Below are 12,085 nucleotides of genomic sequence, written 5' to 3'. Positions count from 1 at the left end.
CCGCTAGTCAGATCTCGTAGTCCAGCGGGACCGGCTGGCCATAGCCGCCGGAGTGGTACAGCAGCGGCGAACCGTCGTCGCCCACTTCGCCGTCGACAACTTCGACTACCACCACGGCGTTGTTCTCGAAGGAGAGCCGCATCTGGATCTTGCCGATCAGCCAGCCCGCGACGTCTTTGAGGACCGGGACCTCGTGCGGGCCAAGTTCCCAGTGGTCCCCGCCGAACCTGTCCTTGGTGCGCGCGAAACGGTCGGCCAGCGCCTGGTTTTCCAGACCCAGCATGTGGACGCCGAGGTGGGTGGCGTTGGCCACGGCCGGCCAGGAACTTGAACTGCGCGCCATGTTGAACGTGAACCGCGGCGGCTGTGCTGACAATGAGGCCACGGACGTGGCGGTAAAGCCGTAGGGCTCGCCCTGGTAGTTCACGGTGATGATGGCGACCCCGGCGGCATGCCTCCGGAACATTTCCTTGAAGGTGCCCTCGAACGGCGTCTTGTCTGTCATCTTGAACGTGGCTCCCTGAAAAAGCAGGCTGAAATGGACTCTTCCTTAAGGGTATTAGTCCCCGCCGGACAGGGAGCAATCGCTGGACCCAGCACGTCATCTGTCCAGACTGCCCACGTCATCTGATCAGCCACACCCGACATTTGTTAAGGTTTGTTTCATGAGAGAACACATCAGCCGCCGGTCTTCCCGGCTGCCGTGGAAATGGTTTGCCGCTGCTGCTGCCGGTGGTGTTCCCGTCGGCCTGCTGTGGTGGCTGCTCGCCCCCGGGGGGATGAACCTGATCACCCGCAACCCGGCCTTCGCGGACGGGACAAATCCGGAGGTATGGCTGCTCAGGGACCTCACCCTTGCTGGACTGTGTGTCTTCGCGGGGTGCCTGGTGGCCGTCTTCCTGACCGACAAAGGCGGCCGCAGTGCGCAGGCGGCCTTTCTCCTGGGCCTGGCCGGCGGACTGGGCGGGGCCCTGATCGCGTGGCTGACTGGCGTGCTTGCGGGCCAGCTATGGGGCGGACCCGCAGGCACGTCGGTCAATGCGAGCGTCGCGTTCTCGCTCCGGTCCCTGCCCGTGCTTATCCTGTGGCCGGCCGCGACTGCCACGTCCGTGTTTGTCCTGAGCCTGATGAACCTGCTCAAGAACGGCCCAGGGAGTGCGGGCACGCCGGTAGCCGAAGGCAGCACACCCGGCGCGTAAAATGGACCGGTGACCATTTCTCCTGATTCTCCAGCCACCCCTCCTGCCGCCGCTGTCAGCTTCCGGACAGTCGACCTTCGGGGCAGGGGCCTGACCCTCGCGGGGTTGCGCGCCGCTGTTCCCCGCGCCCGGCAGCACACCGTGGCGGACGCGGAACAAAAGGTACTGGACATCATCAAAGCGGTCCGCGCGGACGGCTTCACCGCCCTCAGCGACCTGGCACTCCGTTTTGACGGAGTCCAGCAGGTCCACCCAAGAGTCCCGGCGGCCTCGTTGGCCCGGGCGCTGGCGGAGCTGGATCCGGCGGTGCGCGGCGCGCTGGAAGAATCCATCAGCCGGGCCCGGCGCTTCGCGGACGGGCAGCGGCCGCGCGATCTCGACGTCGAACTCGGCGACGGTGCGCTGGTGAGCCAGAACTGGGTGCCGGTATCGCGGGTCGGCTTGTACGTCCCCGGCGGCCTCGCCGTCTATCCGTCGTCGGTCATCATGAATGTAGTCCCGGCGCTGGCTGCGGGAGTTCAGTCCATTGCCCTGGCATCGCCGCCGCAGAAGGACTTCGGCGGCCTCCCGCACCCCACCATCCTCGCGGCAGCGGCCCTGCTCGGCATCGACGAGGTCTACGCCATCGGCGGTGCACAGGCCATAGCTGCCTTCGCCTACGGCGTGGAGGCAAACGACGCCGGGCCGGCGCTGGAGCCTGTTGATGTGGTCACGGGTCCGGGAAACATTTTTGTGGCAACGGCGAAGCGCCTGGTCAAGGGTGTGGTGGGAATCGATTCCGAGGCGGGGACCACAGAAATCGCCATCCTGGCTGATTCAACGGCGCAACCTGACCTGGTGGCAGCAGACCTGATCAGCCAGGCGGAGCACGACCCCCAAGCGGCTTCCGTGCTCATCACGGACTCGGAGGACCTGGCTGCGGCAGTCCGCATCGAACTGGACCGGCAAGCGGCCGGTACCAAGCACTCCGCGCGCGTATGCGAGGCGCTGTCCGGCCCGCAGTCGGGAGTTGTCCTGGTGGAGGACCTGGCACAAGGCATCGCAGCCTGCGACGCCTACGCCGCTGAACACCTTGAAATCATGACCGCTGACGCGCCGGCGGTCGCTGCCCGGATCCGGAACGCAGGGGCGATCTTTGTGGGGGACTACAGTCCTGTCAGCCTGGGCGACTACTGCGCCGGCTCCAACCACGTCCTGCCCACCAGCGGGACCGCGGCGTTTTCCTCCGGACTGAACGTCACCACTTTCCTGCGTGCCATCCAGGTCATCAACTACAGCCGGGCCGCGCTGCAGGAAGTCAGCGGCCACATCGTGAGCCTGTCCGGTGCGGAGGACCTGCCGGCGCACGGTGAAGCTGTGACGGCACGCTTCCGCGAGGCCCACTGATGCAGCAGGTCTGCGGGGCAGGCTGCAGGCACCACTACATGTGGTAATTACAGGATTGTTATTCCGCTACATGTAGTCGTAAACTGGGAGACGGAGAGGTCCGCCGGGGCCGGAAACATCGGCGCCGGAAGACATCGAGGGAGGGGACACCATGTACTGTCCATTTTGCCGCAATCCGGACTCCCGCGTTGTGGACAGCCGTATGGCCGATGACGGCTCGGCCATCCGCCGCCGCCGGCAGTGCCCGGAATGCGGCCGCAGGTTCACTACCGTCGAAACCACCAGCCTTTCGGTGATCAAACGCTCCGGGGTGGGCGAACCCTTCAGCCGCAGCAAGGTCATCAACGGCGTGCGTAAGGCATGCCAGGGCCGGCCGGTCAGTGAAGATGACCTGGCACTCCTTGCACAGGAGGTGGAGGAGCAGATCCGCGCCTCGGGCGCGGCCGAGATCGACGCCCATGAAGTTGGCCTGATCATCCTTGGTCCGCTGCAGAAGCTTGACCAGGTGGCCTACCTTCGCTTTGCCAGCGTGTACCAGGCCTTCGAATCCCTTGAGGACTTCGAGACCGCCATTGCACTGCTCCGTCACGAGTCCGTGGAAGAAGGCACGCAACACGCGGCGGCGGCCGCCAAGAGCTCCGAAAAGAGCCCCCTGTAAGCTCCGGTGGTGGCCGCGGAGGGGAAGCCGCCGCCACCACCGGCACCGGCTGCCCCTCCGCGCCGGTCAGTCACCGGTTATTTTGTGAGCTTGTGCTTCACGGCAATTTCGACGGCGGCGCCGACGATCCCGGCCTCATTCTTGAGTTCGGCCGGCACGATCGGGGTGCGCAGCAACAGGCGCGGCAGATACTCGTCGGCGCGCTTGGAGATGCCGCCGCCCACGATGAACAGCTCGGGCGAGAACAGGAATTCCACGTGGGAGAAGTAGCGCTGCAGCAACACGCTGTATTCCTCCCAGGTCAGTCCGTCCCGTTCGCGGGCCACGGCTGAGGCTTTGCTTTCGGCGTCAAAGCCGTCGATCTCCAGGTGCCCCAGTTCTGCGTTGGGAACGAGGCGGCCGTCGAAGATGAATGCTGAGCCGATTCCGGTGCCGAGGGTGATCACCAGGACAGTTCCGTCCACACCCTTGCCCGCGCCATAGCGGGCTTCCGCCAGCCCGGCGGCGTCGGCGTCGTTGATGACCTCCACCGGGCGGCCAAGCCGTGCGGTGAGCAAAGCATCAATATCGGTGTTGAGCCAACTCTTGTCCACGTTGGCCGCAGAATGGACCACGCCGTGCTGGATGATGCCGGGGAATGTGACGCCCACGGGCGAGTCCGCCGCCGGTGCCTCCGGGCGGCTTGAAAGCTCGGCAACCACTTGCGCTACGACGTCGGCTACGGCGTCAGGGGTGGCGGGCTGGGGCGTAGGCACGCGGAACCGCTCACCCAGGAGCTTGCCTTTTTTCAGGTCGACGATGCCGCCCTTGATTCCCGTACCGCCGATGTCAATGCCGATCAGCGGGGCGTTCTTGTGCGACTTCTCGTCCTTCTTGGCCAATGTTGTTCCGTTCGTGGCAGGGCGGGCAGGTCGGCCGGACGGCTGACCGGAAAAATTTTCAGGGGAGCGTAAGGATTTCGGCGCCGGACTCTGTCACCAGCAGCGTGTGCTCAAACTGGGCGGTCCGCTTGTGGTCGCGGGTGACAACAGTCCAGTCGTCCTCCCACATGTCCCATTCGATGGTGCCGAGGGTCAGCATAGGTTCGATGGTGAACACCATGCCAGTCTCGATCACCGTGTTGTAGGCAGGCGCTGCATCATAATGCGGGATGATCAGGCCCGTATGGAACGCTTCGCCGACGCCGTGGCCGGTGAAGTCCCGCACCACGCCGTAGCCGAAACGCTTGGCGTAGGACTGGATGGCGCGGCCGATCACGTTGATCTCCCGGCCGGGAGCTACGGCTTTGATGGCACGGTTGAGGGATTCCCGGGTGCGCTCCACCAGGAGGCGCGATTCGTCGTCGACGCCGCCCACCAAAAAGGTGTGGTTCGTGTCGCCGTGGACTCCGTTGATAAAAGCAGTGATGTCGATGTTGAGGATGTCGCCGTCCTGGACCACTGTGCTGTCCGGGATGCCGTGGCAGATCACTTCATTCAGCGACGAGCACAGGGACTTCGGGAACCCGCGGTAGCCAAGGGTGGACGGGTAGGCCTTATGGTCCAGCAGGAATTCGTGACCCACCTTGTCCAACTGGTCGGTGGTCACGCCGGGCCTGATGTGGTTGCCCACCTCAACCATGGCCTGTGCGGCGATCCGGCTGGCGATCCGGATTTTCTCGAGGGTCTCGTCGGATTTGATCTCGGAGCCCGTGAACTTGGCCGGGCCGGGCTTGCCCACGTATTCCGGGCGCGGGACGGACGCCGGAACGGAAAGCTGCGGGCTGACGGTTCCGCGGGTAAGCGTGCCGGTGGGTGCAGTCGAGGCTAGGGAAGGCATAGATTGATCATATAAGGCACCGCATTAGGCCAAGTAACTGGATGCCCCAAGCTGTCCGCATCAGCGTTTAAGTTACGCGGATCACAGCCGGGCCCTGCCAGCCGGAACGAGGAGCACCGATGACTGAGTACTGGTACAACGTGAACACCCACGAGGTGGAAGAAGACGCACTCTCGGACTGGAGCCAGCTGATCGGCCCCTACAAAACGCGGGAAGAGGCCGAACACGCCCTCGAAAAAGTCCGGGCCCGCAACGAGGCCTGGGAAAAGGGCGACGAAGACTGAGCTGCAGTCTCGGACCGAACCTTCCTAGAAGGAGTGCTCCGGGCCGGGGAACTGGCCTGAACGGACCTCGTCGCCGTACTCTTTGGCCGCGTCGCTGAGGGTAGTGCGCAGGTCAGCGTACTGTTTGACGAACTTCGCCATCCTGCCACCGCGCAACCCGGCCATGTCCTGCCACACCAGCACTTGCCCCGTGGTGGCGTTGCCGGCGCCGATCCCCACCGTCGGCACGCTTACCGCCGCGTCAACTGCGGCTGCCGTGTCCGCCGGAACCATTTCCATCAGGACGGCGAACGCCCCTGCGTCAGCCAGCGCCACGGCGTCGTCAATCAGGCGCTGCGCGTCATCCCCGCGGCCCTGGACCCGGTAGCCTCCCAGTGCGTGTTCACTCTGGGGGGTGAAGCCGATGTGGGCCATAACTGGGACGCCGGCCTGGACCATGGCCCGGACGGTTTCCGCGTAGTATTTTCCGCCCTCGATCTTGACAGCGTGGGCCAGTCCTTCCTTGAGGAACCGGACGCCTGTTTCCACGCCCTGCGGCGCCGAGACTTCATAACTGCCGAAAGGCAGGTCTGCCACCACCAGGGCGCGCTTGGCGGACCGTGCCACGGCGCGGCAGAGGGGCAGGAGTTCATCCACCGTGACCGGCAGGCTGGTCTCGTTTCCGAACACATTGTTGGATGCCGAATCGCCTACAAGGAGGACCTCGATGCCGGCCTGGTCGAAGATCTCCGCACTGTACTGCTCGTAGGCGGTCAGCATGGCGAAGTGTTTGCCGTCCCGCTTGGCCTGCTGCAGGTGGTGGATGCGCACCCTGGGTGCCGGCTTCGCGTTCACTTCCGACGACGGCGGCTGCACCGGTGCAGGTCCGTTTCCGTAAGGTGCGTGTACTTCAGCGGACGCGCTTGACTCAGAGCTATTGGTTGAGGCCATGGCAAGAGCGTAATGCGGCAGCAGCAGTCCTAGCCACCGCGGACGGGCTGCCAGGCCGTGATCCGCGTCATATTCAGACGTCCGCACAGGGAATTTTTGCCACCGGGCCGCTGTACCCACCACGGTTGCTGTGTTAACGCTGTGTTACGTGCGGCGCCGTCTCCCGCATTGGAGCCGATTGCTTAGTAAAGTGATGGTGAACTGCTGCCGGCCGCCGCTTCCGCGGGCCCGGGGCATGAACGATTGACCGGAGAAGAGGCCATCATGGACCGCCAGCAAGAGTTTGTCCTGCGCACAATCGAGGAGCGCGACGTACGGTTCGTACGCCTGTGGTTCACCGACGTCGTAGGTTCACTCAAATCGGTGGCACTCGCCCCGGCCGAGGTTGAAGGCGCGTTTGAGGAAGGGCTCGGATTCGACGGTTCAGCCATCGAAGGCCTGGCGAGGGTCTTCGAAGCCGACATGCTTGCCCAGCCGGACCCGGCCACGTTCCAGATCTTGCCTTGGCGCGGTGAGACCGAGCAAACGGCCCGCATGTTCTGCGACATCCTCACCCCGGACGGCGAACCGTCGGCCGCGGATCCCCGCAACGTCCTTAAGCGCACGCTGGCCAAGGCTGCGGACATGGGGTTTACGTGCTACACGCACCCGGAGATCGAGTTCTACCTCCTTAAGTCCCAGCAGCCGGGACCCGACGGCGCGCCGGTGCCTGTTGACGAGGGCGGCTACTTCGATCATGTTCCGGGCGGTGTTGCGCAGGATTTCCGCCGCACGGCAGTGACCATGCTGGAGTCTGTGGGTATTTCGGTGGAGTTCAGCCACCATGAGGCCGGTCCCGGCCAGAACGAGATTGACCTGCGCTATGCGGACGCCCTGCAGACAGCGGACAACATCATGACGTTCCGCACGGTGATCAAGGAAGTGGCCCTGCAGCAGGGAACGTACGCCACCTTTATGCCCAAGCCATTTACCGCCCACCCCGGCTCCGGGATGCACACCCATTTCTCGCTGTTCGAGGGCGACACCAACGCTTTTTATGAGGCGGGCGCGGAATTCCAGCTCTCCAAGACGGCCCGCCAGTTCATCGCCGGCATCCTAAAGCACGCCCCGGAGTTCACGGCTGTGACCAACCAGTTCGTGAACTCCTACAAGCGGCTCTGGGGTGGCGGCGAAGCGCCGAGCTACCTCAGCTGGGGCCACAACAACCGTTCAGCCCTGGTCCGGGTCCCGCTGTACAAGCCGGGCAAGGGCCAGTCCGCACGCATCGAATACCGGGGCATCGATTCTGCAGCGAACCCCTACCTTGCTTACGCCGTCCTGCTGGGGGCCGGACTGAAGGGGATCGAAGAAGGCTACGACCTGCCCGCCGCAGCCGAGGACGACGTCTGGTCACTGAGCTCTGCCGAGCGCCGGGCCATGGGCCACGACCCCCTGCCCGCCAGCCTTCACGATGCCATCCGGTCCATGGAGGACTCTGAACTGATGCCACAGATCCTCGGCGAACAGGTCTTTGAGCACTTCCTGCGCAACAAGCGTGCCGAATGGCAGGACTACCGGCTTCAGGTGACGCCCTACGAACTGCAGCGCAACTTAGGCATTCTCTAGGCGGCGGTGAGCCTCGCCCGCCGCCTCATCTCAGCCGGCTTCAGTGACCTGGAGAAGGGTGAGCGCTTCCTGGCTGCCCCGGAACTGGACGGCCTGGATACGGACAGGATTTTCGCCGGCCTACAGATGGCTGCCAACCCCGATACAGCGCTGCAGTCACTGGTGCGGCTGATTGAAAAGCACCCCGGTCTCCGGGAGCTGGCGGCGGCCGATCCGGAGATCAGCGAGCCGCTCTACCGGGTGCTCGGGGCCTCCGAAGCGATCGGCGAGTTCCTCATCAGGCATCCGGAACACCTCACGGCGTTTGAGGTGACCGCCAGCCCCGAACCGCGCCAGGCAGATCCGGAGCAGCTCCGCTCTGTCCTCCTGAAATCTGTCCGCGCCGAACCCGGGTCAGCCCGGCCCGTGGCGGGAATGACCGGAACCGACGCCTATGCCGCGCTGCGGTCGGCCTACCGCCGCGGGGTGGTGGACCTGGCGGTCAAGGACATGTGCGCTGCCGACCCGCTGGACTTTATGCCCGCCGTCGGAGCTGAACTCGCAGACTTGGCGGGGGCCGCGATCGAGGCTGCGCTGGCAGTTTCCCGTGCCGAGGCTGCTGAGCACTTCAGCGCCGGGGAGGTGGCCGCCGTTGGCCTGGCCGTCATCGGAATGGGCAAATGCGGAGCGCGGGAACTGAACTACATTTCCGACGTCGACGTTATCTACGTGATCGACGCCGGCGACCTTGAGGACGCCCGTGCCAGTACCATCGGCACAGCCCTGGCCACCGGCATTTCCCGGGCCATCTCTTCTGTGGCACGTGAACCCGGACTCTGGGAAGTGGACGCCAACCTGCGGCCGGAGGGCAAGTCCGGTCCACTGGTCCGTACCCTGGCCTCGCACGAAAGCTACTACGCCCGCTGGGCCGAGAGCTGGGAATTCCAGGCGCTCCTGAAGGCACGCACCATCGCCGGCGACAAGGACCTGGGGGAGCGCTACGAAAACGCGGTGGCCCCGTTGATCTGGAGCTCCGCCGGCCGTGACGGATTCGTGGAGTCTGTGCAGGCGATGCGCCGCCGGGTCACCGAACATATCCCGGCGGCGGAGGAACAACGGCAGATCAAACTTGGCCGCGGCGGCCTCAGGGACGTGGAGTTCACCGTCCAACTGCTCCAGTTGGTGCACGGAAAATCCGACGAAACCCTCCGCCGCAGGGATACCACAGCAGCCATAGCGGCACTGTCAGCCGGAGGCTACATCGGCAGGTCCGACGCCGCCGCTTTCGATCACGCCTACCGATACCTTCGCCTCCTGGAACACCGCATCCAGCTGTTCCAGCTCCGGCGGACGCACCTGATGCCCGTCAGCGATGCGGCACAGCGCGCCCTCGCAAAGTCAGTGCTTAGCCCGTTCTCCAATGACAGGCCGCCACCGGCGTCGCTGCTGGCCACCTGGCAGAAGACCAAACGCTCCGTCCGCGAACTGCACGAGCGTATTTTCTACCGCCCGCTGCTTAACACCGCGGCAAAACTCAGCAGCGAGGACGCCAGGCTGACGCCTGAGGCCGCCCAGGGCCGTCTTGCCGCGCTGGGCTACCGCGACCCGCGGGGCGCGATGCGGCACATCGAGGCGCTCACCGCCGGTGTCAGCCGGCGGGCAGCCCTGCAACGCCAGCTGCTGCCCATCCTGCTGGATTGGCTCGCCGAAGGTGTTGATCCCGACGCCGGGCTGCTCGCGTTCCGGCGCGTCAGTGAGGCCCTTGGCACCACCCACTGGTACCTGGGCATGCTCCGCGATTCCACAGCCGCGGCCGAACGGCTATGCAACGTGCTCTCCAACTCACGGCTGATTGCCGACCTACTGGAGGTGTCGCCGGAATCGGTGGCATGGCTGGGCACCAACAAAGACCTTGTGCCATTGGGCTTCGAAGCCCAATGGCAGGAGATCACGTCCAAAATGTCGCGCCACTCGGACCCGGAAAACGCCATCAGGCTGATCAGGCTGATCAGGCGCCGGGAGATCCTCCGGATCGCGATCGCCGATTCCGACGGGCTCCTCAACCAGGACCAGGTGGGCGCGGCACTGGCGGACACCGACCGGGCGGCGGTGCTGGGCGCCCTGCGTGTAGCAGAAGGCATCGTCTCCGCTGAGGGGCCGCTTAAGACCGCGATCCTGGTGGTGGCGATGGGCCGCCAGGGCGGCCGCGAGATCGGCTACGGCTCCGACGCCGACGTGATGTACGTACACCGCGCGTTGCCGGGCTTTACCGACGAGGAAGCGCAGGATCAAGCGGCCCGGATTGTCGCCAAGGTCTCCAGCCTGCTCACCCAGCCGCTCAAACCGGCCATCATGGCCGAGCGGGTGCTGCAGATGGACGCGGATCTCCGGCCCGAAGGCAAGAACGGCGCCATGGTCCGCTCCCTCGATTCTTTCGCCGAATATTACCGCCGCTGGTCGTTGATCTGGGAAGCTCAGGCGCTGCTGCGTGCCCGGCCGATGGCGGGCGACGATGCCCTGGCCAAGGACTTCCTGGCCCTCATCAACCCGATCAGATACCCGGAGACGATTTCGGAGCAGGATGTCCGGGAGGTACGCCGCGTCAAAGCGCGGGTGGAAGCGGAGCGGTTGCCGCGCGGGGCCGACCCGGCACGCCACCTGAAGCTTGGCCGCGGGGGACTGAGCGACGTCGAGTGGCTGGTGCAGCTCCTTCAACTCCAGCACGCGGCCAAGTACTCGGAACTGCGGACAACATCCACGGTGAAGGCCCTTGACGCCGCTGCTTCACTGGGCCTGCTCACCGCTCCTGACGCGAAGCTGCTGGCCGACGCGTGGCGGCTCGCCAGCCGGATCCGGTCCGCCAACGTCATCTGGAGCGGCAGGGCCTCGGACATGCTGCCGTCCGCACGGGGGGACCTGGAAGCGGTGGCCCGCTGGTGCGGCTACGAACCAGGGCACGCGGCCGCCCTGGAAGAGGACTACCTCCGCATCAGCCGGCGTGCCCGGGCGGTGTTCGAGAAGACCTTCTACGGCCATTAGCGGCTCTCTGGGTCCTCCCCGAAGGCTGCAGACAGCCGCGGCGGTGCGGTGCTAGGTTGGGGGCCATGGCAACGCAAATATACGTGAACCTGCCCGTTAAGGACCTGAAGCGGTCCGTCGATTTCTTCGCCGCCCTTGGCTTCTCGTTCAACCCGGACTACACCGATGAAAACGCGACCTGCATGATCATCAACGACAACGCCTTTGTCATGCTCCTGGTGGAGGGTTTCTTCAAGACCTTCACCTCCCGGGACGTGGCCCATGCCACCAGTTCCACCGAGGCCATCATGGCCTTTTCAGTGGACAGCAAGGAAGCCGTGGACGCTGCGGTACGCAAGGCGCTGGCCGCCGGCGGCACGCCGTCGCAGGAGGTCCAGGACTACGGATTTATGTACAACCATAGTTTCCAGGACCCGGACGGACACCTGTGGGAGGTCCTCTGGATGGACCCTGACGGTCCACCGGCCGACGGCGGGGCTCCCGCCGGATCAGAGTGACAGCCGACCTGAAAAACCGGGTTGATTCGGTTTGGCTCATCGCCCTGGATGATCTCAATGCTGATGCCCTTGCCATCCAGCTGGGTGAGGTAACTAACCTTGAACTGGGCCCCGGACAGGGCAGCTTTGTGGGTGACCCGCTCCGCATGGTCCTGGCGGGACTGGAGGAGGATTCGCGTTTCCCTTATGTCGTGGAGGCCGCAGGCTACGCCGTCGGAGTGCTGACCCTCCAGGCCGGTGCCGCGCGTCTCGCCGGCTGGCCGGACGAGGATTCTGCCTGGCTGCTGCGCGGTTTCCTGATCGACAGGCGCCACCAGGGACAGGGCCTCGGGCCGCTGGCGGCAACGTCCGCAGTGGAAGCCGCCGCGAAACTGACAGCCCGGCGCGGAACACACGAGGCCGGCGTCGTGCTTTCCGTCAACGAAACCAACCCGGCCGGCTTGTCCGCATACAGGACCGCCGGCTTTGTGGACCAGGGGCAATACCTGGGCGGCAATTCCGGACCGCAACGGACCATGTACCGAAGCTTCACAGGATAATTCGTCCAGACACGGCGCCGGGCATTGCCTGCGGCTCCACATTGACCGATCATGTGGATTGGCGGTGTTCTTCAAACCTTGTTGGGGGGAAGGCTTGAAAAGTCTTCGTCTCGGGGAACACATGTCAGGGGGCTGGCTCCTGGTCTCAGCA

General features: G+C 65.0%; 12 protein-coding genes. 8 read left to right on the top strand and 4 right to left on the bottom strand.

Going from position 1 to position 12,085, the window contains the following annotated elements; genetic code table 11:
- Nucleotides 1–7: 7 nt before the first annotated feature.
- Entirely contained in the window at nt 8–505 is a 498-nt protein-coding gene (locus tag AC50YA_RS03765) for a flavin reductase family protein (RefSeq protein ID WP_494981019.1), read from the bottom strand.
- Between the two features lie 160 nt (nt 506–665).
- Here AC50YA_RS03765 and AC50YA_RS03760 point away from each other — a divergent pair, with 160 nt between their 5' ends.
- The 3 genes from AC50YA_RS03760 (at nt 666) to nrdR (ending at nt 3,243) form a co-directional block, all read left to right on the top strand.
- On the top strand, nt 666–1,199 hold the full coding sequence (locus tag AC50YA_RS03760) for a hypothetical protein (RefSeq protein WP_494981018.1): 534 nt from the start codon (nt 666–668) through the stop codon (nt 1,197–1,199).
- 9 nt (nt 1,200–1,208) lie between these two features.
- Nucleotides 1,209–2,585 (top strand): histidinol dehydrogenase, encoded by a 1,377-nt coding sequence (gene hisD / locus AC50YA_RS03755; RefSeq protein ID WP_494981017.1) that lies wholly within the window; start codon nt 1,209–1,211, stop codon nt 2,583–2,585.
- Nucleotides 2,586–2,736: 151 nt separating this feature from the next.
- Nucleotides 2,737–3,243: a transcriptional regulator NrdR gene (gene nrdR, locus AC50YA_RS03750; protein WP_160669950.1), complete on the top strand. Its 507-nt coding sequence runs from the start codon at nt 2,737–2,739 to the stop codon at nt 3,241–3,243.
- A 77-nt stretch (nt 3,244–3,320) separates the two neighbouring features.
- Here the strand turns inward: nrdR and ppgK are convergent, their stop codons facing one another.
- Both ppgK and map read right to left on the bottom strand, forming a co-directional pair.
- Complete coding sequence (ppgK, locus tag AC50YA_RS03745) at nt 3,321–4,124, bottom strand: polyphosphate--glucose phosphotransferase (RefSeq protein ID WP_494981016.1); 804 nt, start codon at nt 4,122–4,124, stop codon at nt 3,321–3,323.
- A 58-nt stretch (nt 4,125–4,182) separates the two neighbouring features.
- Complete coding sequence (map, locus tag AC50YA_RS03740; protein ID WP_494981015.1) at nt 4,183–5,061, bottom strand: type I methionyl aminopeptidase; 879 nt, start codon at nt 5,059–5,061, stop codon at nt 4,183–4,185.
- Between the two features lie 119 nt (nt 5,062–5,180).
- On the opposite strand from map, the gene AC50YA_RS03735 reads away from it, so the two are divergent.
- Nucleotides 5,181–5,345 (top strand): SPOR domain-containing protein, encoded by a 165-nt coding sequence (locus AC50YA_RS03735; RefSeq protein WP_111906938.1) that lies wholly within the window; start codon nt 5,181–5,183, stop codon nt 5,343–5,345.
- A 24-nt stretch (nt 5,346–5,369) separates the two neighbouring features.
- On the opposite strand, the gene panB is transcribed toward AC50YA_RS03735, so the two are convergent.
- Entirely contained in the window at nt 5,370–6,275 is a 906-nt protein-coding gene (gene panB, locus AC50YA_RS03730) for a 3-methyl-2-oxobutanoate hydroxymethyltransferase (RefSeq protein WP_494981014.1), read from the bottom strand.
- Between the two features lie 264 nt (nt 6,276–6,539).
- Here panB and glnA point away from each other — a divergent pair, with 264 nt between their 5' ends.
- From glnA to AC50YA_RS03710, 4 genes are all read left to right on the top strand, one after another.
- Nucleotides 6,540–7,880, top strand: coding sequence for a type I glutamate--ammonia ligase (gene glnA, locus AC50YA_RS03725; protein WP_463861239.1), 1,341 nt, complete (start codon nt 6,540–6,542; stop codon nt 7,878–7,880).
- Nucleotides 7,881–7,886: 6 nt separating this feature from the next.
- On the top strand, nt 7,887–10,898 hold the full coding sequence (locus AC50YA_RS03720) for a bifunctional [glutamine synthetase] adenylyltransferase/[glutamine synthetase]-adenylyl-L-tyrosine phosphorylase (protein WP_494981013.1): 3,012 nt from the start codon (nt 7,887–7,889) through the stop codon (nt 10,896–10,898).
- Between the two features lie 65 nt (nt 10,899–10,963).
- Entirely contained in the window at nt 10,964–11,395 is a 432-nt protein-coding gene (locus AC50YA_RS03715) for a VOC family protein (protein ID WP_494981012.1), read from the top strand.
- Nucleotides 11,392–11,934 carry a GNAT family N-acetyltransferase gene (locus tag AC50YA_RS03710; RefSeq protein WP_494981011.1) on the top strand — a complete coding sequence of 181 codons (543 nt, stop codon included), beginning with the start codon at nt 11,392–11,394 and terminating at the stop codon, nt 11,932–11,934. Before AC50YA_RS03715 ends, AC50YA_RS03710 begins: the two co-directional genes overlap by 4 nt.
- Nucleotides 11,935–12,085 lie beyond the last annotated feature (151 nt).

The organism is Pseudarthrobacter sp. RHLT3-21, from assembly GCF_059383495.1.
This window is presented reverse-complemented; position numbering and strand designations above follow the sequence as displayed.